Source organism: Microbacterium sp. LBN7 (assembly GCF_045690345.1).
In the GTDB taxonomy this organism is placed as follows: domain Bacteria; phylum Actinomycetota; class Actinomycetes; order Actinomycetales; family Microbacteriaceae; genus Microbacterium.
Genome location: NZ_CP147856.1, coordinates 1,347,538 through 1,374,252, shown reverse-complemented (window position 1 = coordinate 1,374,252; position 26,715 = coordinate 1,347,538). Strand labels below are relative to the sequence as shown.

At 69.7% G+C, this 26,715-nt stretch carries 26 protein-coding genes and 3 tRNA genes; 14 read left to right on the top strand and 15 right to left on the bottom strand.

Features of this window, described 5'->3' with window-relative positions:
• Positions 1-14: 14 nt before the first annotated feature.
• The 3 genes from LBN7_RS06550 (at position 15) to LBN7_RS06540 (ending at position 2,739) form a co-directional block, all read left to right on the top strand.
• Entirely contained in the window at positions 15-989 is a 975-nt protein-coding gene (locus LBN7_RS06550; protein WP_407361307.1) for an intradiol ring-cleavage dioxygenase, read from the top strand.
• Between the two features lie 204 nt (positions 990-1,193).
• A complete protein-coding gene (locus tag LBN7_RS06545) occupies positions 1,194-1,481 on the top strand; it encodes a hypothetical protein (RefSeq protein ID WP_133192776.1) in 288 nt (95 codons plus the stop codon).
• Between the two features lie 85 nt (positions 1,482-1,566).
• Positions 1,567-2,739 (top strand): fatty acid desaturase family protein, encoded by a 1,173-nt coding sequence (locus tag LBN7_RS06540; RefSeq protein ID WP_407361306.1) that lies wholly within the window; start codon positions 1,567-1,569, stop codon positions 2,737-2,739.
• A gap of 28 nt (positions 2,740-2,767) precedes the next feature.
• Here LBN7_RS06540 and LBN7_RS06535 read toward each other — a convergent pair whose 3' ends face one another.
• The 6 genes from LBN7_RS06535 to LBN7_RS06510 form a co-directional block, all read right to left on the bottom strand.
• A complete protein-coding gene (locus tag LBN7_RS06535; RefSeq protein WP_116634181.1) occupies positions 2,768-3,391 on the bottom strand; it encodes a response regulator transcription factor in 624 nt (207 codons plus the stop codon).
• On the bottom strand, positions 3,388-4,581 hold the full coding sequence (locus LBN7_RS06530) for a sensor histidine kinase (RefSeq protein ID WP_407361305.1): 1,194 nt from the start codon (positions 4,579-4,581) through the stop codon (positions 3,388-3,390). Before LBN7_RS06530 ends, LBN7_RS06535 begins: the two co-directional genes overlap by 4 nt.
• Before the next feature lie 22 nt (positions 4,582-4,603).
• Positions 4,604-5,446 carry an ABC transporter permease gene (locus tag LBN7_RS06525; RefSeq protein ID WP_407361304.1) on the bottom strand — a complete coding sequence of 281 codons (843 nt, stop codon included), beginning with the start codon at positions 5,444-5,446 and terminating at the stop codon, positions 4,604-4,606.
• Entirely contained in the window at positions 5,443-6,312 is an 870-nt protein-coding gene (locus LBN7_RS06520; protein ID WP_407361303.1) for an ABC transporter ATP-binding protein, read from the bottom strand. Before LBN7_RS06520 ends, LBN7_RS06525 begins: the two co-directional genes overlap by 4 nt.
• Positions 6,313-6,456: 144 nt before the next feature.
• Complete coding sequence (locus LBN7_RS06515; RefSeq protein ID WP_116634747.1) at positions 6,457-7,827, bottom strand: cell division initiation protein; 1,371 nt, start codon at positions 7,825-7,827, stop codon at positions 6,457-6,459.
• Between the two features lie 222 nt (positions 7,828-8,049).
• Complete coding sequence (locus LBN7_RS06510) at positions 8,050-8,355, bottom strand: hypothetical protein (protein ID WP_116634185.1); 306 nt, start codon at positions 8,353-8,355, stop codon at positions 8,050-8,052.
• Positions 8,356-8,483: 128 nt separating this feature from the next.
• Between LBN7_RS06510 and LBN7_RS06505 the strand changes: the two genes are divergently transcribed.
• The 4 genes from LBN7_RS06505 (at position 8,484) to LBN7_RS06490 (ending at position 14,234) form a co-directional block, all read left to right on the top strand.
• On the top strand, positions 8,484-8,765 hold the full coding sequence (locus LBN7_RS06505) for a hypothetical protein (protein ID WP_341946466.1): 282 nt from the start codon (positions 8,484-8,486) through the stop codon (positions 8,763-8,765).
• 132 nt (positions 8,766-8,897) lie between these two features.
• The gene (locus tag LBN7_RS06500; protein WP_407361302.1) at positions 8,898-10,220 is read left to right on the top strand and encodes a peptidoglycan DD-metalloendopeptidase family protein; all 1,323 of its coding nucleotides are present in this window, start codon (positions 8,898-8,900) and stop codon (positions 10,218-10,220) included.
• Between the two features lie 48 nt (positions 10,221-10,268).
• On the top strand, positions 10,269-11,114 hold the full coding sequence (locus LBN7_RS06495) for a transposase (RefSeq protein ID WP_116634188.1): 846 nt from the start codon (positions 10,269-10,271) through the stop codon (positions 11,112-11,114).
• A 63-nt stretch (positions 11,115-11,177) separates the two neighbouring features.
• Positions 11,178-14,234 carry a hypothetical protein gene (locus LBN7_RS06490; RefSeq protein ID WP_407361301.1) on the top strand — a complete coding sequence of 1,019 codons (3,057 nt, stop codon included), beginning with the start codon at positions 11,178-11,180 and terminating at the stop codon, positions 14,232-14,234.
• On the opposite strand, the gene LBN7_RS06485 is transcribed toward LBN7_RS06490, so the two are convergent.
• Both LBN7_RS06485 and LBN7_RS06480 read right to left on the bottom strand, forming a co-directional pair.
• A complete protein-coding gene (locus LBN7_RS06485) occupies positions 14,215-14,577 on the bottom strand; it encodes a bleomycin resistance protein (protein ID WP_407361300.1) in 363 nt (120 codons plus the stop codon). The two genes, LBN7_RS06490 and LBN7_RS06485, sit on opposite strands and share 20 nt — an antisense overlap.
• Positions 14,578-14,586: 9 nt before the next feature.
• Positions 14,587-14,898: a hypothetical protein gene (locus tag LBN7_RS06480; protein WP_407361299.1), complete on the bottom strand. Its 312-nt coding sequence runs from the start codon at positions 14,896-14,898 to the stop codon at positions 14,587-14,589.
• 126 nt (positions 14,899-15,024) lie between these two features.
• Here LBN7_RS06480 and LBN7_RS06475 point away from each other — a divergent pair, with 126 nt between their 5' ends.
• Entirely contained in the window at positions 15,025-15,702 is a 678-nt protein-coding gene (locus tag LBN7_RS06475) for a Type 1 glutamine amidotransferase-like domain-containing protein (protein WP_407361703.1), read from the top strand.
• Positions 15,703-15,845: 143 nt separating this feature from the next.
• On the opposite strand, the gene LBN7_RS06470 is transcribed toward LBN7_RS06475, so the two are convergent.
• From LBN7_RS06470 to LBN7_RS06460, 3 genes are all read right to left on the bottom strand, one after another.
• Positions 15,846-15,918, bottom strand: a tRNA-Phe gene (locus LBN7_RS06470).
• A gap of 68 nt (positions 15,919-15,986) precedes the next feature.
• Positions 15,987-16,060, bottom strand: a tRNA-Asp gene (locus LBN7_RS06465).
• Between the two features lie 29 nt (positions 16,061-16,089).
• A tRNA-Glu gene (locus LBN7_RS06460) sits at positions 16,090-16,162 on the bottom strand.
• Positions 16,163-16,372: 210 nt separating this feature from the next.
• Between LBN7_RS06460 and LBN7_RS06455 the strand changes: the two genes are divergently transcribed.
• Complete coding sequence (locus tag LBN7_RS06455) at positions 16,373-17,722, top strand: M23 family metallopeptidase (RefSeq protein WP_243408816.1); 1,350 nt, start codon at positions 16,373-16,375, stop codon at positions 17,720-17,722.
• 118 nt (positions 17,723-17,840) lie between these two features.
• Here LBN7_RS06455 and LBN7_RS06450 read toward each other — a convergent pair whose 3' ends face one another.
• From LBN7_RS06450 to LBN7_RS06440, 3 genes are read right to left on the bottom strand one after another with little or no spacing between them, the layout of a single operon-like run.
• A complete protein-coding gene (locus LBN7_RS06450) occupies positions 17,841-18,332 on the bottom strand; it encodes an inorganic diphosphatase (protein ID WP_116634191.1) in 492 nt (163 codons plus the stop codon).
• 43 nt (positions 18,333-18,375) lie between these two features.
• The gene (locus tag LBN7_RS06445) at positions 18,376-19,062 is read right to left on the bottom strand and encodes a TMEM175 family protein (RefSeq protein ID WP_243408817.1); all 687 of its coding nucleotides are present in this window, start codon (positions 19,060-19,062) and stop codon (positions 18,376-18,378) included.
• A gap of 31 nt (positions 19,063-19,093) precedes the next feature.
• Positions 19,094-20,062: a LysR family transcriptional regulator gene (locus tag LBN7_RS06440; RefSeq protein WP_407361298.1), complete on the bottom strand. Its 969-nt coding sequence runs from the start codon at positions 20,060-20,062 to the stop codon at positions 19,094-19,096.
• Between the two features lie 116 nt (positions 20,063-20,178).
• Here LBN7_RS06440 and LBN7_RS06435 point away from each other — a divergent pair, with 116 nt between their 5' ends.
• Genes LBN7_RS06435 through tilS form a run of 3 tightly spaced genes read left to right on the top strand, consistent with a single transcriptional unit; the run spans position 20,179 to position 23,353 of the window.
• Positions 20,179-21,552 carry an MFS transporter gene (locus LBN7_RS06435; RefSeq protein WP_407361297.1) on the top strand — a complete coding sequence of 458 codons (1,374 nt, stop codon included), beginning with the start codon at positions 20,179-20,181 and terminating at the stop codon, positions 21,550-21,552.
• Positions 21,549-22,322, top strand: coding sequence for a 3-hydroxybutyrate dehydrogenase (locus LBN7_RS06430; protein ID WP_407361296.1), 774 nt, complete (start codon positions 21,549-21,551; stop codon positions 22,320-22,322). Before LBN7_RS06435 ends, LBN7_RS06430 begins: the two co-directional genes overlap by 4 nt.
• A 38-nt stretch (positions 22,323-22,360) precedes the next feature.
• Positions 22,361-23,353, top strand: coding sequence for a tRNA lysidine(34) synthetase TilS (gene tilS, locus LBN7_RS06425; RefSeq protein WP_407361295.1), 993 nt, complete (start codon positions 22,361-22,363; stop codon positions 23,351-23,353).
• Here the strand turns inward: tilS and LBN7_RS06420 are convergent, their stop codons facing one another.
• A complete protein-coding gene (locus LBN7_RS06420) occupies positions 23,354-23,947 on the bottom strand; it encodes a DUF937 domain-containing protein (RefSeq protein WP_407361294.1) in 594 nt (197 codons plus the stop codon). It abuts the gene before it with no gap.
• Positions 23,948-24,033: 86 nt separating this feature from the next.
• On the opposite strand from LBN7_RS06420, the gene hpt reads away from it, so the two are divergent.
• On the top strand, positions 24,034-24,585 hold the full coding sequence (hpt, locus tag LBN7_RS06415) for a hypoxanthine phosphoribosyltransferase (RefSeq protein WP_116634196.1): 552 nt from the start codon (positions 24,034-24,036) through the stop codon (positions 24,583-24,585).
• A gap of 128 nt (positions 24,586-24,713) precedes the next feature.
• Positions 24,714-26,714: an ATP-dependent zinc metalloprotease FtsH gene (ftsH, locus tag LBN7_RS06410; protein ID WP_116634197.1), complete on the top strand. Its 2,001-nt coding sequence runs from the start codon at positions 24,714-24,716 to the stop codon at positions 26,712-26,714.
• Position 26,715 lies beyond the last annotated feature (1 nt).

Here is a 26,715-nt window from a genome sequence, read left to right as displayed (position 1 = left end):
AGAGGAGCCCGACCATGAGCCGTATCCCCGAACCCATCCAGACACCCGACGGTCCCGCCTACGAGGGGCGGCTGCTCGATCGGGCCGACGAGGAGGTCGTCGACCAGGGCGTGGTCTTCGACATCGGCACGCTGATGAGCCGCCGCGGCATCCTCGGCCTCGCCGGGCTCGGTGTCGGCGCCGTCGTGCTGGCCGCCTGCGCGCCGGCCGCCTCCGGCGGGGCGACCGCGACGCCCACGCCGACCGTGACGCCGACGCCCACCGCCGGGGGCGCGGTCGTGACGGGGGAGATCCCCGACGAGACCGCGGGGCCCTATCCCGGCGACGGCTCCAACGGGCCGGACGTCCTCGAGGACTCCGGCATCATCCGCCGCGACATCCGCTCGTCGATCGACGGGGCGGCGACGGCCGACGGCGTGCCGCTCACCATCGCCTTCCAGATCGTCGATCTGGCGAACGGCGGCGTCCCCTTCGCCGGCGTCGCCGTCTACGCGTGGCACTGCACGGCGCAGGGCGAGTACTCCCTCTACTCCTCAGGCCTGGAGGACGTCACCTATCTGCGCGGCGTGCAGGTGGCGGATGCCGACGGCAGGGTGTCGTTCACCTCGATCTTCCCCGGCTGCTACTCGGGTCGATGGCCGCACATCCACTTCGAGGTGTTCCCCGACGCCGCGTCGATCACCGACGCCGCCAACGCGATCGCGACCTCGCAGATGGCGCTTCCCGAGGCAGCCTGCTCGGCCGTCTATGCGCAGTCCGCGTATGCGGGGTCCGCGCAGAACCTGGCCCAGGTCACGCTCGCGGGCGACAACGTGTTCGGCGACGACGCGGGCGCCGCGCAGCTCGCCACCCTCAGCGGCGATGCGACGAAGGGGTACACGGCGACGCTCGTGGTCGGCGTCGACACGAGCACCGCGCCGGCCGCCGGTGGTGCACCGGGCGGCGGTGCGGGGGGTCCGGGAGGAGGCGGCCAGCCGCCCTCGAACTGAGTCGGTGAGACGGAGGCGGAGGAGGGTGCGGCGGGGTCTGCTACACTGATGATGCAACGTGTGTGCTGTGCCCCTCTCGGCCGCCACGTCGCCACTGATCAGGGCCATCACGGACCACGCACATCGATGCGCGCGGCATCCGCTCTGAATCTCACATCTTGCGGAGCGCCCACGCGTGCCCGCCACACAGCAATGAGCATCACCATGAGCACCACCACCTTCCCCCCATCCGATCCGTTGACCTGGAAGCAGGCCGACGCCGACGTGCACGTCGCGACCCGGAACGGCGAATTCGCCGGTTTCGTCGAGTTCGACGGCACCGCGCACCTCGTGCGCGACAACCACGGCACCGAGCTCGGCGCCTTCGACTCCCTCGATGACGCGCGCTCCGCTCTCGAGCGCCGCCAGCACGCCAAGGCCCCGATCGCGCAGGGCCGTGCACTCGTGCTTCCCCGTGCGTTCCGCCGTCGTCCGCGACGCGCTCGCGCCTGACGCCGAGCACACCGAAAGCGGCGCGTCAAGGGCCCCGGATGTATTCCCGGAGCCGTATGTGGGTCGGGCTATCGTGAGGTAAGCGTTGGGCAGTCGCCTTGGGCTTTCACAGCTCAAGGGCTCCGATCGACGGGAGAGCATCATCTCCATCACACAGATCGAAACGACCGCGGCAACGCTGGGTCCGATCCGTCAGACCTACGCCGGCAACGCGGAGTTCCCTCCGATGGCCCAGGCCTACAAGCAGGTCTCGCAGGTCGTGAAGGAGACGGGTCTCCTGCGTCGCGCGCAGTGGTTCTACGTCGCCGTCGCGGCCGGCATCGCCGTCGCCCTCGGCGGACTGATCACGGGCTTCATCCTGCTCGGCGACAGCTGGTTCCAGCTGCTCATCGCCGCAGGTCTCGGCATCGTGCTCACCCAGATCGCGTTCCTCGGACACGAGGCGGCGCACCGCCAGATCCTGACCACGGGGCCGGCGAACTTCAAGCTGGCCCGCATCGTGATCGCCAGCATCGGCATGAGCTACTCGTGGTGGGACTCGAAGCACACCAAGCACCACGGAAACCCGAACCAGGTCGGCAAGGACCCCGACATCGAGGTCGACACGATCTCGTTCCTCGAAGAGGATGCCGCGAAGGCGAAGGGTCTGATCAAGCTGATCACCCGCAAGCAGGGCTGGCTCTTCTTCCCCCTGCTCACGCTCGAGGGGCTGAACCTCCACTTCCTGGGCCTGAAGTACCTCACGACGACGAAGAACGTGAAGGGCCGCTGGACCGAGCTCAGCATCATCGCCCTGCGGTTCGCCCTCATCCTCGTGCCCGTGTTCATGATGCTCCCCCTCGGAATGGCGTTCGCCTTCATGGGCGTGCAGTTCGCCGTCTTCGGCGTCTACATGGGAGCCGCGTTCGCCCCTAACCACAAGGGCATGCCGATCATCGATCCCAAGGCCCGCCTCGACTTCTTCACCAAGCAGGTCCGCACCTCCCGCAACATCAGCGGCGGATGGTGGACGACCTGGCTCATGGGCGGCCTGAACTACCAGGTGGAGCACCACCTGTTCCCGAGCATGCCGCGGCCGCACCTGGCCAAGGCGCGCGAGATCGTCCGCGACTACTGCGCGGCGAACAACGTGCCGTACACGGAGACCAGCCTTCTGCGGTCGTACAAGATCGTGATCGACTACCTCAACCGTGTGGGGCTCTCCGCCGGCGCCGACCCGTTCGACTGCCCGGCCGTCGCGCAGTTCGGCCGCGCGTAGCCGCAGCGCCGGGCGCCGGGGCGCGGTCTCAGAGCAGACCGAGCTCCAGCGCCAGCGTGACCGCTCGGGTCCGGTCCGAGACCTCGAGCTTCTCGAACACGTGCAGCAGATGCGTCTTCACCGTCGCCTCGCCGATGAAGAGCTCACGGGCGATCTCCGGGTTGCTCCGGCCGCGTGACACGAGGCGCAGCACCTCGAGCTCTCGAGGGCTGAGCGACGGGCGCGTCGACTCCTCCCGACGCATGCGGGTGACGAGCGTCGCCGCGATGCTGGGCGCCAGGACGGTGTGCCCCTCGGCGACGGATCGGATGCCGGCGACGATCTCGGCCTGGGGCGCGGCCTTGAGCAGATAGCCGCTCGCGCCCGCCTCGATCGCGCCGAGGATGTCGTCGTCTCCCTCGTGCGTCGTGAGCACGAGCACCCGCACCCCCGGGAGTCCCGAGGTGATCCGCGCTGTGGCGTCTGCGCCGGACACGTTCGGCATGCGCAGGTCCATGAGCACGACGTCGGGGCGCAGGGCCGAGGCCAGCTCGATGGCTTCGGCGCCGTCGGCGGCCTCGCCGACCACATCGATCTCGTCGTCCAGCGAGAGCAGGCCGACGATGCCGGACCGGACGATCGGATGGTCGTCCACCACGATGACGCGGATCATGCCGTCTCCTGCCCGACAGCGAGCGGGATGCGCACGGTGAGCGTCGTCCCGGCGGTCTCGCCGTCGCGCGCCTCGAGCGTGCCGCCCACGAGGGCGACCCGATCGCGCATGCCGGCGAGGCCGAACCCGCCGCCGGCACCGATGTCTCCGCCGTCAGGACGGGCGCCGCGCAGGCCGCGACCGTCGTCGGTCACGACCAGGACGGCATCGTCGTCCACGGTCAGCACGAGCGACGCCGCTCCGGCGGCCGCGTGCTTGCGCACGTTCGCGAGGCCCTCCTGCGCGCAGCGCAGGAGGACGACCTGGAGGTCTCTCGGGACGACGAGCGGCGAGGCGTCGACCGAGACCGGAAGGCCGGTCTCGCGGCTGAACCTCTCGCCGAGCCGCCGCAGCGCCTCGGCGAGCGACCCCGAGGGATCGGCCGCCGAGGATTCGACGACGACGAGGGCCCTCGCTTCGCGCAGCGCCTCGCGCGCGGCATCCTCGATGAGGGCGATCGCCTCCGGAGAGCCGTCTCGGCGGCTGCGCTCGGCGAGCATCACGATGCTGGTGAGGCTCTGCGCGATCGTGTCGTGCACCTCCCGGGCGAGGCGGGCGCGCTCGGCGGCGGCACCGGCCTCCCGGCTCGCGGCCTCCAGCCCGTGCTGCGCTGCGGTGAGATCGGCGAGCAGATGCTGCCGCTCCGTGCCCCACTCGGCGATCCGCGTGATCCAGAGACCGAGCGCGACGCTGAAGGCCGCGGACAGGCCGGAGGTGACGACTCCGGCGAGCAGCGTCCCCGGGCGGAAGCCGTCGGACGCGGCGTAGGCGATCGCGAGCACCACGGCGTTCAGCAGGGTGACGATGATGGACTGCCGGGTGGAGCGCGACGTCATCCAGATCAGCGGCAGCACGAGCGTCTGCAGCAGCATCATGGTCGGCTCGATCGAGGTGCCGAGCGCCAGCAGGACGACGAGGGCGGCCTGCAGCAGTCCCGAGACCAGGGGAGAGGGCTCCGGACCCTCGCGGAAGCTCACATAGCGTCGGGCGCCGAACGCGTAGACGGCGGCGACGCCGCAGGCGGTGGCGACGAGCAGCCAGGACGAGCCCGGGAAGCGCGGCGGCAGGGTGAAGGCGAGGATGAGCGTCACGACGAACAGGGCCGCCGATGCGAGGTCCCATCCCACGCGCTCCGTGAAGGTCGTCCTCATGCCGACCACTCTTCCATCGATGTCAGCGATCGCGACGGATCCAGCGGAACGTGAGCCGGCTGAGCACCAGCCCCACGGCCAGCCAGACCACCAGCATCAGGGCGATGAGCCCGATGTCCCACGAGCCGCTCGCCTCGGCCACGCGGAAGGAATCGGGGAGGAACACGGACCGCATCCCCTGGGCGATCCACTTCACGGGAAGGACGCCTGCCGCGTTCTGCAGCCATTCGGGGAGCATCGAGAATGCGATGTAGACACCGGAGACGAACTGGATCAGCAGCACGATCGGGATCACCACCGCTGCCGAGGACTTGCCCGAACGGGGGACGGACGACAGCGCGATCCCGAGGAGGGTGCACGCGATCAGCCCGAGAGCGAAGATCCAGGCGAAGCGACCCCAGATCGCCGCATCCGTCGGCAGCTCGACACGGTAGACGACGACGGCGACGACGATCAGCAGGGCGATCTGCAGGATCGCCGTGACGAACACCTCGCCGATCTTGCCGATGAAGTAGGTGACGGGCGAGATCGGTGTCCCGCCGAGGCGCTTCAGGGTGCCGTCGCTCTTCTCGGCCGCGATCTCGAGCGCGGGTGCCTGCACTCCGGACAGCAGGATGCCACCGGCGATGAGTCCCGGCAGGTAGTAGGTCGCCATGCTGACCTGATCCGGGCCCTCGCCGATGTCGCCCGTGAAGATGGTGGCGAAGACGACGTACATGAGCGTCGGGAAGAGGAACGTGAAGAAGACCTGATCTCCGGCCCGGAAGTACTGGCGCAGCTCGAACGGGATGCGCCGGACTCCCAGGCGGATCGTGCGGCCCGGACCGAACCGTGTCGGCGTCGTGCTCATCGTGGTGGTGGTCATGCTGCCGTCTCCTCGGTGCGCGAGTCGAACGCGCGGATCAGGTCGAGATAGATGTCCTCGAGGGTGGGGCGGACGACCTCGAGGTCTCGGGGCTCGCCGCCGTCGCGCTGCAGAGCGGCGACGAGCGCCCCGGGTTCGCCGGTGCGCTCCTCGCGCCGTGCCCCCGTGCCGTCGGTCCAGCGCACGAGCGGGATGCGCGACTCCGCTCCGCCGAGCTCGTCGATGCGTCCCATCGCGGCGATGGTCCCTCCGGCGATGACCGCGGCGCGGTCGCCGAGCTGCGCGGCCTCGTCGAGGTAATGCGTCGTGAGCAGGATGCTCGTGCCCTCGGCCTTGAGCGAGCGGATGAGCTCCCAGAACTGGCGGCGGGCTTCGGGATCGAAGCCGGTGGTCGGCTCGTCGAGGAACAGGAGCTCCGGTCGGCCGATGATGCCGAGGGCCACGTCGAGCCGACGCTGCTGACCGCCCGACAGCCGTGCGGCCCGCGTGCGCTGCTTCTCCTCCAGGCCGACGGCGGCGATCACCTCGTCGACGTCACGCGGCCGCGGGTAGTAGCCCGCGAACTCCTTGAGGAGCTCCCGCACCGTGAACGAGCCGGCCTCCCCGGTGGACTGCAGCACGATGCCGAGCCGCGCCTTCCAGTCCAGGCCGCCGTGCTGCGGGTCGACGCCGAGCACGCGCACCTCGCCGGAGCTGCGGTGGCGGTAGCCCTCGAGGATCTCGATCGTCGTCGACTTCCCCGCGCCGTTGGGGCCGAGGAGCGCGAATGTCTCGCCGCGCTCGATGTCGAAGCTGAGGCCGTCCACCGCCGTGAAGTCGCCGTAGTCCTTGCGGAGGTCGCGGACCTCGATCACGCTCTCTGTCATGCATCCCAGACTGCCGGTGCGCAGCCGTGGGCGGTAGCGGTGGACCGGCGGATCACGGCATCCACCGATCGGTGGATGCCGACAGGACGAAGAAGAGGTGCGCGCGGTCACCCGCGCGCACCTCTTTCCGATCGTTCGACCGCGTCAGCGCTTGCTGCTCTCCTCGGCGTCGACCACGTCGATCGTGATCTTCTCGAGCGGGCGGTCGTCGTCGAGCTCGTCCTCGAGCAGCTCGTCTCCGAGGAACTCGTCGTCGGCCACCTCGTCGTCCGCGTTCTCGGCCGGAGCGCTCTCGGCGATTTCCGCGGGGAGGGCCTCGTCGGAGAAGATGCCGTCGGGGCGGATGAGCTCGCGCACCTCGGCCATGAAGCTCGTCAGCTGCTGCTGCTGCCAGCGCAGCTGCCGGGCGCGGTCTTCCGCATCGCGCAGCACGGCCGTGGTGTGACCGGTGACCGACTCGACGATCTTCTGCGACTTCACACGGGAGCGATCGAGGATCTCGCGGGCCCGCACCTTCGCGTCGGCTTCGATCGCCTGCGCCTGCGAGCGCGTCAGGTGCTCGTAGTCCTCGGCCCTGGACGAGATGCGCTGGGCGTGCTCGAGCGATGCCGCCACCTGCTCGTTGGCATCGTTCGTGATGCGCTCCGCGTGGGCCACGGCCTGGTTGTGCAGCACGAGGAACTCCTGCTGCGCGTCATCCTGGCGGCGGCTCAGCGTCTCCTCGAACTCGAGGACGCGCGCGTTCATGTCGCGCACCTCGCGCTCGGCATCCGCGCGCAGCTGGGTCGTCTCGCGGGTGACGAGGGAGCGGAGCGCGGCTGCGCCCTTCTCCGCCTCGGTGCGGATCGCAGTCGCCTCCTGCGCGGCCTGGTTCACCTTCTCGGCGGCGTGCGCGGCCTCGCGCTCGATGCGCGCCTCGTGCGCCGTGTACTCGGTGTCCATCTTCAGGCGCACCTGATCGGCGTCGCGCTGCGCCTGCGCGGTGATGCGCTCGGCGTCGGCCTCGGCCTCGGCGCGCTGCGCCGTGACCTCTTCACGAGCCGAGGTCATCAGGCGATCGGCCTGGACGGCGGCGTTCTGGATCAGGACGTTCGCCTGCTCCTCGGCCACGCGGAGGATCGCCTCGAACTGCTGGCGGGACGGCGCTTCCTTGCCATCCGGCTGCGGGGCGTCGACGAGTTCCGAGGTGAGGGTCGCGATCTGCTGCTCGGCGTCGGAGGCCTTCGCCGCCGCGGCGCTGAGCTCGCCCTCGAGCGCCTCACGGGCCGCGCGCTCCTCGTCGCGGATGGCCTCGACGGCCTCGGCCTGGGCGGCCTTGGTCGCGGCGAGGTCGGTCGTCAGCTGCTCGATCTGGGTGCGGAGGGTGCTGAGCGCAGCATCGACCTCGCCCTTGTCGTAGCCGCGGAATCCCACGGTGAAGGCCGCCTGCGGCTCACGCGGGTTGGTCTCGATCAGCTGATCGAAGAAGTCGGGGGACCGCTCGTCGCGATCGGTGCTTCCGGAGGATTCGCTCATGAGCTGCAAGCCTTTCTGGCGAGGCCACGTCGCGGAGCTGCAGCTCCGTCCCGCCGAGCGGGGAACACGTGGACCGTGGGGGGAGGTCGTATGGGCTCACGCCGCGGCCGAGACCTGGCGGAGGTCAGGCCGTGCGCGGGCGCGCATACAGCCTAGTTCCGTCTTCCGCATCGTGCGCGCTCGGTTTTCCGGGCGGTGAGGGCGGCGACCTCCGCCGTGTCGTCAGCGAGGGTCGACGAGGTGGTCCAGGACGAGTTCTCCCGTGGCGTTGAGGGCCTTCATCATGTCGGCGATCAGGTGCGGGTCGACCGCGGGCGGGTCGGCGCTGTCGAATCCGAACTGCAACGGGATCGCAGGGTGGATCCAGACGGTCGCGCGCTGGTCCTCGCCGCCGTTGACCGGGCGCCACGTCATCATGAAGCTCTCCTGGCGGCGGAGCTTGGTCGCGATCACGATCTTCAGATGCGCCAGGGTCTTGTCCTCGATGAGGATCGGATCCGAGGTGCCGTCGTACCGGAGTCTGCCCATTCATGAACCGTACACCCGAGCAGGTCCGTCGGTGCATGCCCGGGAATCGTCCTGCGCGCAATCCCCTTCTGCGGCGACCGCCGGCGGTCTAGTGTCGCCGGATGACGGAGAACGGGGAGGCGAGTGGAATGAGTGAGATGCGGACCATGGTGCGCACCCAGGTCACGGTCAACGACGTCGGGTACTTCCTGGCGCAGGGACAGGACGTCGACGACCTGAAGGGGGAGATCGAGTCGGCCGTGCGGGCCGGTCCGCGCTTCGTCGAGTTCATCGTGGTCGGGAACCGCTCGGTGAGCGTGCTGGTCTCCGCCGCGACCCAGGTGGTGATCTCGGTCGACACCGTCGAGTACGACCACCGCGACAACGGCGATGACAGCGCGCCGTTCGGGGGCACGTTCGACCTGCTCTGACCGAGGCGATGCGCGTCAGGGCGACACCCGCGGTCCCCGGCCGAGGCTCGCCGATCGGCCGCACCTGCCCTGGTACGGTGACGGCGGAGGACACTGCGTCCCTGGGGCCGACCGAGCAGAGAGAACGTCGAGATGAAGCGAGCATCCCGTTGGCGTCTCGTGCGCGTGAGCGCGGTCACCGCGATGGTGCTGGTCGTCGGAGCACTCGTGCCCTCCCTCTCCGGTGGAGCCCCGGCCGCAGCGGCCACCGACGGGCAGATGATCTTCCCCGCCTCGGGCAACATCCAGTCGATCGTCTGGGACGGATGCCTCGGCGACTACCGTCCGCACGAGGGGATCGACATCACCGGGCGCGGAGGAGATCCGATCCTCGCCGCGTACGACGGAGTGATCAAGACCCGCACCGCCAACAACGGCTACGGGAACTACACCGACATCGAGCACCCCGGCGGCTATGTGACGCGCTACGCCCACATGGTCGCCCCCGGATGGTACCCGCCGGGCACCGCGGTCGTGCGGGGCCAGCAGATCGGAGTGGTGGGCAAGACCGGGGCGACCACCGCCAATCACCTGCACTTCGAGGTGCGGTTGAACGGAGCGGTCTACACGGCGATCAACGGCGGCTTCACCTGCCTGAGCGACGTGCGGCGCGGCGACCCGATCCCGCTGTTCTTCCCCGGCCTCGGCAGCGACAACGGCTCCGTGGTCGCCTCGGCCGACTACACCGGCGACGACAAGGCCGACCTGCTGACGGTCGCGGGCAACGGGGACGTCCAGCTCCGCGCCGGCAACGGCGCCGGCGGGTTCCAGAAGACCGCCACGTACGTCGGGTTGGGCACCGTCCGGCGCCACTTCACGCACACCGACCTCAACGGGGACGACAAGGCCGACATCATCGCGGCGCGATCCGATGGGGCGCTGGAGTACTTCGCCGGCGTGGGCAACGGAGGGTTCCAGGCGGTCGCGGTCGTGGGCAACGGCTGGTACGACATGCTGCACGTGACATCGGGCGCGGACTACACCGGAGACGGCAAGCAGGATGTCATCGGCGTCTCGGCCGCCGGAGTCATGACCATCTTCCGCGGCTCCGGGTGGGGAGGTTTCGCGACGCCCTACGTGACGCTCGGCGGCGGCTGGGAAGGGTTCCATTTCCTCGTCGGCGGAGACTTCGACAACGACGGGCGCGGTGACATCATCGGGATCGACGACACGGGCACGCTCTACTTCTATCCCGGCGGCGTCAACGGGTTCGGCACACGCCGCACGGCCGGTGCCGGATGGCTGGAGTTCACCGCCCTCACCGGCGGCGTCGACTACAACGGCGACGAGCGCGCCGATCTGCTGGGACGCACTCCCGCGGGAGAGCTCTTCCTCTATCCGGGCAACGGCAAGGGCGGCTTCAACGCCCGCACGCTCGTGGCCGCAGACGCCGCCGACTACCTGTCCATCGAGTAGCGTTCCCGATCTCCCGGGCGGACGGGGTCGTCCGCGTATCGTGGGCGCATGGCCGATCCGACTCTCGAGGAGATCGCGGCCGGGCTCTGCGCCGGCCCACCGGAGGACTTCGTGTCCGCACGCAACGCCCGTGCCAAGGAAGTGGGCGACGCCGCCCTGTCCGCGCAGATCCGCGCGCTCCGCAAGCCGTCGATCGCGGCCTGGGTCGTGAACCTGTTCGCCCAGGAGCGCGCGGGGCAGCTGGACCAGGCGCTGCAGCTCGCCGCCGAGCTCCGTGAGGCACAGGACGATCTGGATGCCGCGACGCTGGCGAAGCTCGGCAGGGAACGGCGCACGCTCACGCGACGGCTGGCCGAGACCGCGGCGGAACTCGCGGGTTCCCGTGGCGAGCGCATCACCCCGGCGACGCTCGAGGCCGTGGAGCAGACCATCTCGGCCGCGTTCTTCGACCCCGGTGCCGCGGCGGCGGTCGCCTCGGGGCGGCTGACCCGCGCCCTGGAGCCCACCGGAAGCGCGGATGACGTGCGCGACGCGGTGGCCGGCGAGGTCACCGCGCTCCCGGCCGCTCCCGCGCGCCCCGCGGATGAGCTGCAGGCCCGGCGGGTGCGCCGCGATGCCGAGCGACGGGTCGCCGCCGCGGAGAAGGAGCTCACCACGGCCGAGCGTGCGCTGGCGAAGCAGACCACGGCGCTGGAGGCGCTCCGCTCGCGCGCCGCCGAGCTGTCCGAGGAAGAGGCCGACCTCGAGGCCCGGCTCGCGAAGGTGCGGAAGGAGAGCGACCGCGTGCAGCGGGAGACGCCCGAGGCCGAGGCGACGCAGGCGAAGGCTCAGGAGCAGGCGGATGCCGCCGCCGACGAGGTCGCCGAGGCGCGACGCGCGGTCGAGGAGCTGTAGCGGGGCGCTCCGACGCCGGACGCCGTGGAGAGAACAGTCCCCGGACGTCGATAGAGTTCCTCCATGCGAGCGAAGACGGCCGTGCCCGAGAAGTCGGCGCGCGCCCGCGGCATCCTCGCGCTGATCGTCGTCGCCGTGCTTCTGGCCGCGGGGGCCGGCGTCGGGCTGGTGGTCGGCGACGCCCTCGGGATCCGGGCCCAGCCCGCCGAGCGGATGGGCGGGGAGTCTCGCGCGGTCGAGACGGTGTCGGCATCCGTCCCGCCTCCGCAGATCACCGTGGTCGGTGCCGGCGGGTCCGAGCGGATGCGCGTCGCCGTCGACGAGCTCGATGCCGCGCTGGCGGGGGTCGAGACCGCGGGCAGCGCGACCCTGACCGTCGTGCTCGTGCAACCCCACGTGGGTGCGGTCGATGACGAGGGCTATCTGCTGGCGGGCACGCCCGATGCGCTGCGCATCGAGGCCGGGGAGGCGGGGGCGGCGCGCGGCATCTACGACCTGGCGGCCGCGATCCGGCAGGGGAGGGACATCACCGCCGGCATCGGAACCCCGGTGACGTCGCGACTCCCGTTCCGCATGGTCGATCTCGGTGCCGTCGGCGTCGCTGCGGACCCGGCGGAATGGCTGCCGGGAACCGACTACTCCCACGCGTCGAAGGCGTTCGCGGATGTGTTCCTCCCCGAGGCGCCCTACATCGACGAGCAGGCGCTCGCCGCGGCCTACGACGACTACGACGGATACCTCCGCCGCGTCATCGCCGACGGGTACAACGCCATCTCCTTCCCCGGCTTCGTCGAGTTCGCGACCTTCGACGAGGTCGACGGGGTCTATGCGGACGGCGACGAGCACGTGGCCAAGGCGCTCGCGCTGCGCGAGGCCTTCGGGCCGTTCTGGGACCGCGCCGAGGAGCTCGGGATGAAGGTGTTCCTGCGCACCGACATGCTCACCCTCACCTCGCCGCTCGAGGCCTATCTCACCGACCGCTTCGGCACCCTCGACACCACGTCACCCGAGCTCTGGGATGTCTACGCTGCGGGGCTCGACGAGCTCTACGCCGCCGAGCCCGCGCTCGACGGCGTGCTCATCCGTATCGGAGAAGCGGGGCGCGTGTACGACGTGGAGGGCTGGGACTATTACTCGGCGCTGGCCGTGACCACGCCCGAGGCGGTGCGCGCGATGCTCACCGCGCTCACCGGTCAGGCCGAGGATTCCGGACGCGAGGTGATCTTCCGCACCTGGAGCGTCGGCGTCGGCGCCGTCGGCGACATGCACACGAACGCCGCGTCGTACGAGGCCGTGCTCGGCGGGATCGACTCGCCGGCGCTGATCGTGTCGACGAAGTACACGCTCGGGGACTTCTACAGCTGGCTGCCGTTGAACGACACCCTGCAGCAGGGCGAGCAGCGGCGGATCGTCGAGTTCCAGAGTCGTCGCGAGTTCGAGAACAACGGGGCGTTCCCGAACGACCTCGGTGCGGAGTACGCCTGGGCGCTGCAGGAGCTGCTCGCGTCGAACGATCGCATCGAGGGCATCTGGGCGTGGGCGCAGGACGGCGGCCCGTGGCGCGCGGGACCGATGATCCTCTACGACAAGGCGGGCTTCTGGCAGCTCGCGGACCTGAACTCGCAGCTGGCCGTGCAGCTCGCGCGCGATCCGGACGCGGACCCTGCCGAGATCACGGAGGGGTGGGCTCGGGAGTGGTTCTCCGACGACCCGGCCACCGTCCGGGCGATCACGGATGCCATGGCGCTGTCGCGCACCGCCATCGAGCAGGGGCTGTACATCCCGCCGTTCGCGGAGCAGCGCGTCTCGGCGATCGGGCTGGAGCCCCCGCCCATGATGTGGATCTTCGAGTGGGACATCCTCACCGGCGACTCCGCGGTGCTCGACGTGATCTACACGATCTCCCGCGACCGACTCGACGAGGCTGTGCAGGGCGGCGATATCGCATCCGACGCCGTGGAGCGGATGCGCGCGCTGATCGAGGGGACCGACCCATCGACCTGGCGCGACGCCGGGCTGCGCGAGGCGTTCCTCGGCAGCCTCGACTACGAGCAGGACACGCTCGACCTGCTCGGGTCCTACCGCGCGATGATCCTGCATCAGGCAGCGTGGCACGACACGCTCTCCGCCGACTCGTACGCCGCATGGCAGACGGCCCGTGACGCCTACACGGCGCAGGCCGCCGCCCACCTCGCCGCGTACGAGGGCGACGTCGACCACCCGGCGTTCAACCTCACGGCCGCCGAGCTCGGGATCGAACGCGGCGACCGCGATCTCGCGATGGCGTGGATGGCTCGGGTGCTGCTGGTGCTCACCGCGGCATGGGTGCTGATCGGCATCCTGTCCGCGCGGACGCGACTGGTCCGGCGTCCGGGGGCGATGGCGGCGCGCGCGACCTGGGTCAGCTCGACCCGTCCGTGGCGGGCGGGGGAGTCGACGCTCGGGATGCTGCGGGCCGACCATGTGCTGCTGGTCCTCGTGCCGGGTGCGCTCCTCGTCGCGACGAGGGCGGTGCAGACGTCCTTCCTGTCCTGGGTGCATCTCGCGGTGACGCTCGGAGCGTGGGCCGTGTTCGTCGCCCTGCTGCTCGTGCTGTTCCGCGGACGGTGGGGGTGGGCGGTGCTCGCCACGATCGGCGGAGTCGTCGTGCTGCGCTGCGCGCTCGTGCTCACGGCGCTGTCGTTCAGCGGCCCGGGGGGCTACTGGTTCGCGTTCTGGACCGATCCTGTGCGCCGCTCGCTCTACATCGCCGTGGCGTTCGCGCTCTTCGTCTGGCTGTTCGTCGCCGTCGGCTGGGCGCTGGCCGCCCGCATCGGCGCGCGGCGCGCGACGGGCGCGGTGCTCGCCGCCGTCGGCGCGGGTCTCGCGGTGCCGGCTGCGGTCATCGCGGTGGTCGGGCTCGAGCGAGCGCTCACCGCGTGGAACGACCAGATGGGTCTGCTCCCGTGGGGGCTGTCGCGGATCCTCGGGATCACGGTGTACCTCGACATCCCCGCATCGACGGCGTGGGTCGCCGCCGGCGCGGGTGTCGTGCTGACGGCGATCGGCCTCGGTCTGCTCTTCATCGGCCGACGGGTGCCGGGGCGCAGGGACGCCGTGCCTAGTTCTGGATCAGCGTGAGCTGCGTGCCGTCGGTGTCGATCAGGTAGCCGATCCGGAGTCCGGAGCTCTCGACGCGGGGTTCGTGCAGGCGCGGACGCCCTCGGTCGGCGATCGGCACGCCCGCCGCATGGATCGCCTGCCACAGCTCGTCCAGGTCGTCCACGCGGATCGTGCACTGATGGCTGCTGGTCAGCGGATCCACCTCGGGATGCGGGAAGAACTCGATCTCGACGGCGCCTCGTCGCAGGATCATCCAGCCGTCGTCTCGGAACGTCGGGCGGAAGCCGAAGCTCTCGTAGAAGCGCTGCGTGACGTCGAAGTCGCTCGACGGGAGGTTGGGGAGTGCGCGGTCCGGGGCCATGTCGGCAGCCTAGGCGCGAGGCGCCCGTGAGTGGGGTGCCGAGTAAATCCGGCCGGGAAGGAACGGCAGCGCCGGCGCCCGGTACTCGAGCGCCGTGTCGTCGGGGGCGAGGGCGTACTCCGCCTGGCCGAACCGCCAGAGCCGGTTGAACAGGAAGACGCCGACGGTCACGGTCTCGTCGGTCGGGACCTGCCAGGTTCCGAGTCCCCACTGGGTCGGCTGCCCTCGTCCGGCGAGCACGAGGGTGGGGCGGATGCCGAAATACAGCGCGAACCACGGCTTGCGCATGGTCAGCTCGATGCGGCGTGAGGATTCGGGCATGGTGCTCCTGCGATCGGCGAGACGCGTCGGATGCATCCTCTCATCCTCGCTGCGAGGTGTTCTCGCGCAGGGTTCCCCTCGCGATCGTCGGAGACGAAGATGAGGGTCAGCCGAAGGGAACTGATGATGAAGTTGCTGCTGACCTCGGGAGGCGTGACCAACGTCACCATCCGCGACGCTCTGGTCGAGATGCTCGGCAAGCCGATCGAGGAGTGCACGGCGCTGCTCCTACCGACGGCGCAGTGGGGGCACCCGATGTGCTCGCCGTTCTCGGCGTGGAGGTCGGTCGCCGGCCGCTGGCCGGAGCGGCAGGATCTCGTAGAGCTGGGCTGGAAGGAAGTGGGGCTGCTCGAACTCACCGCTCTGCCGAGCCTGGATCGGGATCGATGGGAGCCGTGGGTCCGAGACGCCGACGTGCTCCTGGTGGACGGCGGAGAGGCGATCTACCTCGCGCACTGGATACGGGAGTCCGGCCTCGAGCGACTCCTGCCGGAGCTGACCGACACGGTCTGGGTCGGAGTCAGCGGCGGGAGCATGGCGCTGACGCCTCGTGTGGGCGAAGCGTTCCTGGGGTGGAGACCGGGGGAGGGAGACGAGGCCCTCGGCATCGTGGACTTCTCCGTGTTCCCGCATCTGGACTACCCGGGATGGGAGTCCAACACGTCGGAGAGGGCGCGCGAGTGGGCGGCCGACATCGGAGGACCGGCGTATGCGATCGACGATCAGACGGCAATCGCGGTCACGGACGGCCGAGTGCGCGTCATCTCGGAAGGCAGCTGGTTCGCTCTTCCCGAAGAGGACTGACGGAACGAAGAAGCCCCCAGGAGTCGCAGGCGTTTCGTCTCGCTGCGCTGCTCGACGACCGGAAGGTCCGCCAGGGCAAAGCAAAACCCCCGCCATGTAGAAGCTAGGCGAGGGTTTCTAAGGTGATTGTAATGATCACCCTGTGGCTCCGACGGGCGTCGATCCCGTGACCTCACGATTTTCAGTCGTGCGCTCTACCAACTGAGCTACAGAGCCGAGCGACGGCGATGCTGTCGCTTCCTAGACGAAGAGCCCCCTCCGAAGAAAGAGCTCGACGCTTAGAGCGACCCTGACGGGACTTGAACCCGCGACCTCCGCCGTGACAGGGCGGCACGCTAACCAACTGCGCTACAGGGCCATACTTGTTTTCAATTATATCGGATGGAGTGACCCCAACGGGATTCGAACCCGTGCTACCGCCGTGAAAGGGCGGCGTCCTAGGCCGCTAAACGATGGGGCCGAGTCAGTCCCGGGGGACTTCCTTGCCGACGCTCAAGCATAAGGGATGTTTCGGGCAAATCGCGAATCGAGGGCGCGGCGGCTTCCTCGACGGACGGATCAGGAGGACGATGGACACGTCAGATGTGTCACGGCATCCGTATCCACACCCTGTTGCGGAAGTGAATGTTGTTGTTAGTGTGACATGTGTGAAACCGGCGGAAGGGGCCGAGTGAACGACAGGAACACGCTGGATGCTGCTGAGGCTGCATCCGCGGAATGCGGCTGTGCACCCAGCCCGACAGAACAGCGCGCCTTCTCGAAGCCCGGGATCAGCCGTCGCGGTGCGCTCGGCATCGGCGTGCTCAGCGTCGTCGCGCTCAGTGCTTTCGGTGTCTCGTCCGGTGTCTCCGCCGCGTACGCCGCCTCGTACCCCAGCTGGGACGACGTGCAGGCCGCGAAGCAGAACGAGGCCGCCGCCGCCGCGGAGGTCACCCGTATCGAGGGCCTCATCCAGGCGCTGACCCAGAAGGTCGCCGAGACGCAGGCCGCCGCCAAGCTGGCATCCGACGAGTTCTATGCCGCGCAGCAGGCCTACTTCGCCGCGATCGCGGAGGCCGACACGCTGCAGGCCAAGGCCGATGAGCAGTCCGCCATCGCCGTCGAGTCCGCGCGCAAGGCCGGACAGGTCGCTGCCCAGCTCTACCGCAACGGCGGAGACGACACGTCGCTCGAGCTGTTCTTCGCCGGATCCGCCGACAACGCCGACGAGCTCCTCGCCCGTCTCGGCACGATGGACAAGCTCCTCGAGTACAACCAGTCGGTCTACGACGACGCCGTCGCCGCCCGCAACTCCGCGCAGTCCCTCAGCGACCAGGCCGTCGTCGCCCGCAACGAGCGGGACCGTCTGCAGAAGGTCGCCGAGGAGAAGATGCAGGCGGCGCAGCAGGCTGCGGATGCCGCGAAGGCCGCGCTCGAGGAGCAGTCGACCTACCTCGCGACCATGCAGGCGCAGCTCGCCGCTCTCAAGGACACCACCGCCACGACGGTGGCCGGATACCAGGCCGGAGTCGAGGCCGAGGCTCAGGCGCGGCGGGAACGAGAAGCGGCCGAGGCCGCGGCCAACGCCGGCGGCAACAGCGGCGGAGGAGGCACCCCGGGCACCGGAGGCTGGGTGCGCCCGCACGGCGGCGAGCGCAGCTCGGGCTACGGCCCCCGTTCGCAGCAGTGCAACTCCAACGGATGTTCGTCGAGCTGGCACTACGGCATCGATCTGGCGAACGGATGCGGCGCGGCGATCTACGCGGCCTACTCCGGGACCGTCGATGCCGCGTTCTACAACGGCGGCTACGGCAACTACGTCCGCATCCAGCACGGCTACGGGGTGGCCACGGGCTATGCGCACATCAAGCCGGGCGGATTCGCGGTCAGCAACGGCGACTGGGTCGAGGCCGGACAGGTCATCGCCTATGCGGGCAACACCGGCGGCTCCTTCGGATGCCACCTGCACTTCGAGGTCTACATCGACGGGCGCTACACGAACCCCGCCGACTTCATGGCTGACCGGAACATCTGGATCTGAGCGCCGTCGTCCTCGACGCCAGAAGACCCCCGGCCGCTGAGCGGCCGGGGGTCTTCGCTTCGACAGGCTCAGCGACCCATCAGTGACAGGCTCAGCGACCCATCCGTGCGTCAGCGGGTCAGTGACCCTGCTCGCCGAAGCGGACGATCGCCTCGTCGAGGATGCGCTGCGCCTCAGCGGCGTCGCCCCACTCGTCGACCTTGACCCACTTGTTGGGCTCGAGGTCCTTGTAGTGCTCGAAGAAGTGCGCGATCTCCTTCTTCGTGAACTCGGCGATGTCGCCGATGTCCTGGATGTGCGCCCAGCGCGGGTCCTTGGACAGCACGGCCACCAGCTTGTCGTCGCCGCCGGCCTCGTCGCTCATCTTGAGCACGGCCACGGGACGCACCTCGACGACGACGCCGGGGTAGATGGCGTGGTCGAGGAGCACGAGCACGTCGAGCGGGTCGCCGTCCTCGCCCAGGGTGTTGTCGAAGTAGCCGTAGTCGGCCGGGTACCCGAAGGTCGTGTAGAGCACGCGGTCGAGGTGCACTCGTCCGGTCTCGTGGTCGACCTCGTACTTCACGCGGCTGCCGCGCGGGATCTCGATGACGGCGTCGTGTGCGCCCATGCGTGTGCTCCTCAGAAAAGACGGTTGGATGCCGCGGACCAGCCTACCCGCGTGCGCGGGGAGCGCCGGGTCCGTCGTCTCCGACGGTCTCCTCCGCGCGTCCCGGAGCCCGCCGGGTCCAGAGCCGGTTCAGCGCGTGGGCCAGGATGCCCGTGAGAAGCAGCAGGAACAGTGCGAAGTAGCCCTGGTCGCCGATGGCGACGGCGATCCCGAGCGCCAGGCCGAAGAGGATGATCGCCGCGACGTCGCCGGCCACGTCCTGCCGCACGCGTGCGATCGGCGCGCTCGTGAGGTCGGGATGCCGCAGCAGGTACAGCTTCGCCGCGAGGGTCGCGACCTGGGTGAGGATCAGCGTGCCGATGTAGACCGTCTCCTGGAGTGGGTCCGTGTCCATCTGCCCGAGCATCGCGGTCGGCACCGGCAGCCAGACGATCGTCGCCATCCACGCGATGTTGATCCAGAGCAGCGCGGGGGTGATCGCCGTGACCTCGGTGTACTGCCGGTGATGCTCCATCCAGAAGTTCGCGATGAGCAGGAAGCTGAGCGCGAAGCTGAACAGCTGCCCGCCGTTCTCGGCGAAGAACTCTCCGGTGGCGAGGCCCTTCGTGCCGGCATCCGACACCGCCTCCAGCAGCGGGAGGATCAGCAGCGTCATCGCGATCGCGACGACGGCGTCGGCGAACGCCTTGAAGCGCTCGGTCGAGAAGCGGAGGCTCGTGCGATCGGTCACGGCGCCAGACTAGACCGCTCGCGCGGACCTGTCAGGCATCGACGTCCGTCACCGCACCCAGGAGCTCGTCCTGCATGGCGGCCGTGCGGCGCCGGAGCGCATCGGCGACCGCGGCCACGGCCGGCTGGCGCAGCGAGTCGGGCCGCAGCACGAGCCAGTACGGCAGGCGCTCGGCGAACTCCTGCGGGAGGAGGCGCACCAGGTCCGGATGCCGGTCGGCGAGGAAGCACGGCAGGAAGCCGATCCCCGCCCCGGCCCTGGTGGCCTCGACGTGCACGAAGACGTTCGTGGAGCTGAGTGAATCCCGCATGCCGGGGACGAGGCGCCGCGGCGCGTCGAGGACGTCGACCTGCAGCATCGAGTCGACGAAGTAGACCAGCGGATGCGCGCTCAGCTCGGTGATGCCGGCGGGCGTGCCGAACTCGTCCAGATAGCTGCGCGCGGCGTACATGCCCAGCGTGTAGTGACCGAGCAGGATCGCCTCGGCGCGGTGCACCTGCGGCTCGCCGACCACGACCTCCATGTCCAGACCGGAGCGGTGCTGGAGAGCGCGGCGGGTGAGGTTGACGATCTCGACGCTGAGACGCGGATGCCTCCGGTGCAGCTGTGCGAGCGCGGGGGCGATGATGAACGCGCTGAACCCGTCGGTGGCGGAGATGCGCACGACGCCGGTGATCTGGTCGGACTGTTCGCCGTCTTCGTGGATGCTCGCCATCGCGGTCTCCACGTCTTCGGCGGCCCGCACGGCGCGACGCCCCAGGTCGGTCAGCTCCCACCCGCCCGGTGTGCGGGCCAGCGCCCGACCGCCGAGGCCGGCCTCCAGTGCGGCGATCCGACGCGAGACGGTCGTGTGGTTCAGCCCGAGGCTCTCTCCGGCGGTCGTGAAGCGCCCGGTCCGCGACACGGCGAGCAGGATCAGCAGATCGTCAGGGCTGGCGGAGCTTCCGGGCGATGCGTTCACATCTGCAATTCTGCACCACGCCTCTGCTCGACTGGTCATTGGTGCACAGCATCCGTCGTGCCCATACTGGCTGGGGCTTCCCCCCTCCCGAGGGAGCGCGGGGCCAGGGCAGCAGATGTCGATGCGGACACTGCAGAACACGAAGGAGTGCACCCATGAGCGTCAAGAAGACGACGACCGTCCCGGAGACGGAGCCGCAGACATCCGGGCTGAAGAGGATCGTGGCCGCATCGATGGTGGGCACCGTCGTGGAGTGGTACGAGTTCTTCCTCTACGCCACCGCGGCCTCGCTGGTCTTCGGCACCTTCTTCTTCCCGGATGCCGGCACCGAGCTCGACGGGATCATCGCCGCCTTCCTGACCTACGCGGTGGGCTTCGTCGCCCGGCCGCTCGGCGGCATCGTGTTCGGCCAGATCGGCGATCGGCTGGGCCGCAAGCACACCCTGCAGATCACGATCATCCTGGTGGGCGTCGCCACGTTCCTGATGGGCTGCCTGCCGGGCTTCGACACCATCGGCTACTGGGCGCCCGCGCTGCTCGTGGCGCTCCGCTTCATCCAGGGCTTCGCGGTGGGCGGCGAGTGGGGCGGCGCCGTGCTGCTCGTCGCCGAGCACAGCCCGGACCGGTCGCGAGGCTTCTGGTCGAGCTGGCCGCAGGCCGCTGTCCCCGTCGGCAACCTCCTCGCCACCCTGGTGCTGCTCGGGATGTCGTGGATCCTGCCGTCCGATCAGTTCCTCGGCTGGGGCTGGCGTGTGGCCTTCTGGCTGTCCGCGATCGTCGTCATCATCGGCTACTACATCCGCACCCACGTCAGCGAGGCGCCGATCTTCCTCGAGGCCCGTGCGCAGGTGGAGGCCGACAAGGCCGCCGGCTACGGCGTGCTGGAGGTCGTGAAGAAGTACCCGCGGGGCATCTTCGGGGCGATGGGGCTGCGGTTCGCGGAGAACATCCTCTACTACATCATCGTGTCCTTCACGATCGTGTATCTGAAGACCGTGCACCAGTACGACACCAGTCAGCTGCTGCTGGCTCTCCTGATCGCCCACGTCATCCACTTCCTGGTGATCCCGCAGGTCGGGCGCCTCTCCGACGCCCTCGGTCGTCGGCCGGTGTACCTGGCCGGTGCGGTGCTCGGCGCCACGTGGGCTTTCTTCGCCTTCCCGATGTTCGACACCCTGAACCCGTTCCTGATCATCGCGGCCGTCACCATCGGACTCTGCTTCCACGCGCTGATGTACGCCGGCCAGCCGGCGATCATGGCCGAGATGTTCCCCACGCGCATGCGCTACTCCGGTGTCTCGCTCGGCTACCAGGTCACCTCGATCGTCGCCGGCTCCCTGGCGCCGATCATCGCGACCGCGCTGCTGCAGCAGTACGGGTCGTGGATGCCGGTGGCCGTCTACGTGGCCGTGGCCTGCGCCGTCACCGCCTTCGCGGTGATCACGATGAAGGAGACCCGCGGGATCTCCCTGCTCGCCGTGGACGAGGCCGACGCCCGCACGCGCGGCCTGGCCAGGGCCGCCCGGTGAGCGCCGCACCGCAGCCACTCGCCGGCCGACGGGCGCTCGTCACGGGCGGTGCCAGCGGGATCGGACTGGCCGTCGCACAGGAGCTGGCGGCTCGCGGTGCGCACGTCGTCGTCGCCGACCGGGATGCCGAGGGGTGCGCGGCGGCCGCGGAGGCGGTGGGCGGCTCGGCCTGGGCCGTCGACCTGCTGGACCCGGCAGCACTCGCGGACGACCGGCTGGCGGATGCGCTCGACGGAGTCGACATCCTGGTGAACAACGCCGGGATCCAGCACGTCAGCCCCATCCAGGATTTCGATCCCCGCGAGTTCCGGAGGATCACGACCCTCATGCTGGAGGTGCCGTTCCTGCTGATCCGCGCCGCTCTTCCGGCGATGTACGCGCAGCGCTTCGGGCGGATCGTCAACGTCTCCTCGGTGCATGGGCTGCGGGCGTCTGCGTACAAATCGGCGTACGTCGCGGCAAAGCACGGGCTCGAAGGGCTGTCGAAGGTCACCGCGCTGGAGGGTGGTGAGCATCGCGTCACGAGCAACTGCGTCAACCCGGGGTACGTCCGGACACCGCTGGTCGAGAGGCAGCTGGCGGACCAGGCTCGCGTGCACGGCATCCCCGAGGCGGAGGTCCTGGACCGGATCATGCTCACCGAGAGCGCCATCAAGCGCCTGGTCGAGCCGGCCGAGGTCGCAGGTCTCGTGGCATGGCTCGCGAGCGACGAGGCGGCCATGGTGACCGGGGCGAGCTACACGATGGACGGCGGCTGGTCGGCCCGATGAAGAGGACAGGCGGCGGCGCACCCCGCTAGCGTTGGGTCGTGCCCTCGCTCAACCCCGCCGTCGCCGAGATCCGCCTCGCCGTGCGCACCGCGCTCGCCGACCTCCCCGAGGGCTCGACGGTGATCGTCGCCCTCTCCGGGGGCGCCGACTCGCTCGCGCTCGCCGCGGCCACGGCCTTCGAGGCCTCGAAGAGGGGGATACCGGCGACGTCCGTCACCGTCGATCACGGTCTGCAGGTCGACTCGGCGGAGGTCGCGGCGCGTGCGGCGAGCATCGCCACCGGACTCGGTCTCGAAGCGATCGTGGTGCGTGTCGACGTCGACGGCGAAGGAGGCCCCGAGGCGGCGGCGCGCGAGGCACGCTACCGGGTGCTGCGGGATGCCGCGACCGAGAGAGGGGCATCCGCGGTGCTCCTCGGGCACACGCTCGACGACCAGGCCGAGACGGTGCTGCTCGGGCTCGCGCGCGGTTCCGGGGCGGCGAGCCTTCAAGGCATGGCGCCGGCGCGGGAGGACGAGGACGGGCTGCGCTGGCTGCGGCCGCTGCTCGGGGTGCGGCGCGAGACGACGCGTGCGTTCTGCACGGCATCCGATCTGGACCCGTGGGACGACCCCCACAATCTCGACGACCGGTTCGCCCGGGTGCGCGTGCGCGAGAGGGTGCTCCCGGTGCTCGAGGCAGAGCTCGGGCCGGGTATCGCGGAGGCGCTCGCCCGAACGGCGGAGCAGCTCCGCGAGGACGCCGAGGCGTTCGACGAGATGATCCACGAGACGATCGAGGACATCGTCGAGCATGCGGAGGCGGGCATCTCGGTCAGCGTCGCCGCGCTCGCGGCGAACCCCGCCGCGCTGCGGAACCGGATCATCCGCCTCGTGGTCGACAGCGAGTTCGGCGTCAGCCTGACCCGCGCGCAGACCGTCGAGGTCGCGAGACTCGTGACGGACTGGGCGGGTCAGGGGCCGATCGATCTGCCCGGCTGCTCGGCCGTGCGCCGAGGCGGGCAGATCGTCTTCACGGCATCCGGTCGCTGACTACTTCTTGCCGCCGAGCAGGCCGCCCAGGAGGTCGCCGATCCCGCCGCCTCCGGAGCCTCCCGACCCGCCGCCGAGCAGGCCGCCCAGCACGTCGCCGATGCCCCCGCCGCCCGCGCCGCCGCCGCTGTTGCCTCCGCCGAGCAGACCGCCGATGAGGTCGCCGATGCCGCCGCCGGACTCCGGCGCGCCGGCATCCGCCTTCTTGTCCTTGTTCGCGTTCGCGATGAGGCCCATCACGATCGGCGCGAGGATCGGCAGGAGCTTGCCGAAGTCGATGCCCGGGGTCGCCTTCGACTCCGTGAGCTTCGTGGTGACCTCCTTCTCGTTCCCGCCGAGGATGTGCGCGACGATCTTGCCGCCGTCGGCCTGATCGACGTCGTCGACCTTCCCGGCTCCGGTGGAGCCCTCGTGCTTCTGCAGCGCCTTCTGGATGGCGGCAGAGCCCTCCGCGGTCTCGGCGTTCTTGGCGAGCCCGCCGAGCAGCACCGCACCGCCCTGCTCGATCGCGACCTTCGCCTCGTCGCGCGAGACTCCGAGCTTCTCGGCGATGTCGTCGACCGGCACCTGCTTGAGGATGTCGTCCAGGGCCATGTGAATCCTTCCGTCGGTGGGCATCCGCCCGTCTCACCGCTCACAGTAGTGCGGATGCCGGGTCGGAGGGAGTCTAAAATCGATCCATGCGCGCCGCGGAAATCCAGGACGACCTTGCCCAGATCCTCGTCACCGAGGAGCAGATCCTCGCGAAGCTCGACGAGCTCGCGGCCCAGGTCGCCGTCGACTACGCGGGCAAGGAGCTCGTCCTGGTCGGCGTGCTCAAGGGCGCCGTGATGGTGATGGCGGACTTCGCACGGGCACTGCCGTTCCACGCCCCGATGGACTGGATGGCGGTGTCGAGCTACGGTGCGAGCACCAAGTCCAGCGGCGTCGTGCAGATCCGCAAGGACCTCGACACCGACCTCAACGGCAAGCACGTGCTGATCGTGGAGGACATCATCGACTCCGGGCTGACCCTCAGCTGGCTGCTCGAGAACTTCGAGTCACGCGGGGCCGAGTCGATCGAGGTGCTGGCGCTGCTGCGCAAGCCCGAAGCCGCGAAGGTCGTCATCGACTGCAAGTACGTCGGATTCGACATCCCCACCGACTTCGTCGTCGGCTACGGCCTCGACTACGCCGAGCGGTACCGCAACCTGCGCGACGTGGCCGTCCTCGCGCCGCACGTCTACAGCTGACGCTTCGACAGGCTCAGCGACCCAGGTGGGGCGCCCAGCGGTGCATGGGTCCCTGAGCCTGACGAAGGGTACGCCGTGGGTGAACGCACAGCGGGTGCCTAGTTCTCGCGCGATACGCTGATCCGATCATGGATGTGAAGAAGCTCACCCGGAATCCGCTGATCTACGTCGCGCTGATCGGCGTGCTGCTCTTCGGCGGCTTCCTCCTGATCTCGAACCTCGGGGCGCCCAAGCAGATCACGACCCAGGAGGGGCTGAAGCTGCTCTCGGGCTCTTCGGTCACCGAGGTCGTGAACACCGACGGCGACCAGCGGGTCGACATGACCCTGTCGAAGCCGTTCGAGGGTTCCGAGAACGTGCAGTTCTACTACGTCGACGCCCGTGCCGACGAGGTGGTCTCCGCGATCAACGAGGCCGCCCCGAAGGACGGCTTCAACGACGCGGTGCCGCGCGCCACCTGGTTCGACGGCTTCCTCTCGCTGCTCCTGCCGCTCGTGCTGCTCGGCCTCCTGTTCTGGTGGCTGCTCTCGTCCATGCAGGGCGGCGGCGGCAAGGTCATGCAGTTCGGCAAGTCGAAGGCCAAGCTCGTCAACAAGGAGACCCCGACGGTCACCTTCGCCGACGTCGCCGGTGCCGACGAGGCGATCGAGGAGCTCCACGAGATCAAGGAGTTCCTGCAGGACCCGGCCAAGTTCCAGGCGATCGGCGCCCGCATCCCGAAGGGCGTGCTGCTGTACGGCCCTCCCGGAACCGGAAAGACGCTGCTCGCCCGCGCGGTCGCCGGTGAGGCCGGTGCCCCGTTCTACTCGATCTCCGGCTCGGACTTCGTCGAGATGTTCGTCGGCGTCGGCGCCTCGCGTGTGCGCGACCTCTTCGGCCAGGCCAAGGAGAACGCCCCCGCCATCATCTTCATCGACGAGATCGACGCCGTCGGCCGTCACCGCGGTGCCGGCATGGGCGGCGGCAACGATGAGCGCGAGCAGACCCTCAACCAGATGCTGGTCGAGATGGACGGCTTCGACCCGAACGCGAACGTGATCGTGATCGCGGCGACGAACCGCCCCGACATCCTCGACCCCGCGCTGCTGCGCCCCGGTCGCTTCGACCGTCAGATCGGCGTGGACGCCCCCGACCTCAAGGGCCGCCAGAAGATCCTCGAGGTGCACAGCAAGGGCAAGCCCCTGTCGAAGAGCGTCGACCTCGAGGTCGTCGCCCGCAAGACCCCCGGGTTCACCGGTGCGGATCTCGCCAACGTGCTGAACGAGGCGGCGCTCCTGACCGCGCGCTCGAACGCGCAGCTGGTCGACAACCGCGCCCTCGACGAGGCCATCGACCGCGTGATCGCCGGTCCGCAGCGCCGTACCCGCGTGATGCGGGACAAGGAGAAGCTGATCACGGCGTACCACGAGGGCGGACACGCACTCGCGGCGGCGGCGATGAACTACACCGACCCGGTCACCAAGATCACGATCCTGCCGCGCGGCAAGGCGCTCGGATACACGATGGTGCTGCCGCTGGACGACAAGTACTCGGTCACCCGCAACGAGCTGCAGGACCAGCTGACCTACGCCATGGGCGGCCGCGTCGCCGAGGAGATCATCTTCCACGACCCGACCACCGGCGCCTCGAACGACATCGAGAAGGCGACCTCGATCGCCCGCAAGATGGTGCTCGAGTACGGCATGACCACGCAGGTCGGTCCCGTCAAGCTCGGCACCGAGGGCGGCGAGCCCTTCGCCGGTCGTGACATGGGTCGCGGCCGTGAGTACTCCGAGCGGGTCGCCGAGCGGGTCGACGCCGAGGTGCGCGCCCTGATCGAGCAGGCGCACAACGAGGCCTACGAGGTGATCAGCGCGAACCGCGACATCCTGGACAAGCTCGCCCTCGCGCTGCTCGAGGAGGAGACCCTCGACCACAACCAGATCGCCGAGATCTTCACCGAGATCAAGAAGCTCCCCGAGCGTCCGCTGTGGCTGTCGAGCGAGGACCGCCCGGTCTCCGAGCGCCCCCCGATCGAGGTGCCGAAGAAGGACGTGTCGCTCGCGGCATCCGTCGAGGCGCCCTCCGCGACGCCGCGCGCCCAGCAGGGATCCGCCGGAGTGAGCAACCCCCGTCCCGCGACGGCGTGAC

What these genes read in the sequence shown, in the direction of transcription:
- LBN7_RS06550 (WP_407361307.1), top strand. Translation starts at nt 15, where the DNA reads ATGAGCCGTATCCCCGAACCCATCCAGACACCCGACGGTCCCGCCTAC.
- LBN7_RS06545 (WP_133192776.1), top strand. Translation starts at nt 1,194, where the DNA reads ATGAGCACCACCACCTTCCCCCCATCCGATCCGTTGACCTGGAAGCAG.
- LBN7_RS06535 (WP_116634181.1), bottom strand. Translation starts at nt 3,391, where the DNA reads ATGATCCGCGTCATCGTGGTGGACGACCATCCGATCGTCCGGTCCGGC.
- LBN7_RS06530 (WP_407361305.1), bottom strand. Translation starts at nt 4,581, where the DNA reads ATGAGGACGACCTTCACGGAGCGCGTGGGATGGGACCTCGCATCGGCG.
- LBN7_RS06525 (WP_407361304.1), bottom strand. Translation starts at nt 5,446, where the DNA reads ATGACCACCACCACGATGAGCACGACGCCGACACGGTTCGGTCCGGGC.
- LBN7_RS06520 (WP_407361303.1), bottom strand. Translation starts at nt 6,312, where the DNA reads ATGACAGAGAGCGTGATCGAGGTCCGCGACCTCCGCAAGGACTACGGC.
- LBN7_RS06515 (WP_116634747.1), bottom strand. Translation starts at nt 7,827, where the DNA reads ATGAGCGAATCCTCCGGAAGCACCGATCGCGACGAGCGGTCCCCCGAC.
- LBN7_RS06510 (WP_116634185.1), bottom strand. Translation starts at nt 8,355, where the DNA reads ATGGGCAGACTCCGGTACGACGGCACCTCGGATCCGATCCTCATCGAG.
- LBN7_RS06505 (WP_341946466.1), top strand. Translation starts at nt 8,484, where the DNA reads ATGAGTGAGATGCGGACCATGGTGCGCACCCAGGTCACGGTCAACGAC.
- LBN7_RS06500 (WP_407361302.1), top strand. Translation starts at nt 8,898, where the DNA reads ATGAAGCGAGCATCCCGTTGGCGTCTCGTGCGCGTGAGCGCGGTCACC.
- LBN7_RS06495 (WP_116634188.1), top strand. Translation starts at nt 10,269, where the DNA reads ATGGCCGATCCGACTCTCGAGGAGATCGCGGCCGGGCTCTGCGCCGGC.
- LBN7_RS06490 (WP_407361301.1), top strand. Translation starts at nt 11,178, where the DNA reads ATGCGAGCGAAGACGGCCGTGCCCGAGAAGTCGGCGCGCGCCCGCGGC.
- LBN7_RS06485 (WP_407361300.1), bottom strand. Translation starts at nt 14,577, where the DNA reads ATGGCCCCGGACCGCGCACTCCCCAACCTCCCGTCGAGCGACTTCGAC.
- LBN7_RS06480 (WP_407361299.1), bottom strand. Translation starts at nt 14,898, where the DNA reads ATGCCCGAATCCTCACGCCGCATCGAGCTGACCATGCGCAAGCCGTGG.
- LBN7_RS06475 (WP_407361703.1), top strand. Translation starts at nt 15,025, where the DNA reads ATGAAGTTGCTGCTGACCTCGGGAGGCGTGACCAACGTCACCATCCGC.
- LBN7_RS06450 (WP_116634191.1), bottom strand. Translation starts at nt 18,332, where the DNA reads ATGGGCGCACACGACGCCGTCATCGAGATCCCGCGCGGCAGCCGCGTG.
- LBN7_RS06440 (WP_407361298.1), bottom strand. Translation starts at nt 20,062, where the DNA reads ATGACCAGTCGAGCAGAGGCGTGGTGCAGAATTGCAGATGTGAACGCA.
- LBN7_RS06435 (WP_407361297.1), top strand. Translation starts at nt 20,179, where the DNA reads ATGAGCGTCAAGAAGACGACGACCGTCCCGGAGACGGAGCCGCAGACA.
- LBN7_RS06420 (WP_407361294.1), bottom strand. Translation starts at nt 23,947, where the DNA reads ATGGCCCTGGACGACATCCTCAAGCAGGTGCCGGTCGACGACATCGCC.
- hpt (WP_116634196.1), top strand. Translation starts at nt 24,034, where the DNA reads ATGCGCGCCGCGGAAATCCAGGACGACCTTGCCCAGATCCTCGTCACC.
- ftsH (WP_116634197.1), top strand. Translation starts at nt 24,714, where the DNA reads ATGGATGTGAAGAAGCTCACCCGGAATCCGCTGATCTACGTCGCGCTG.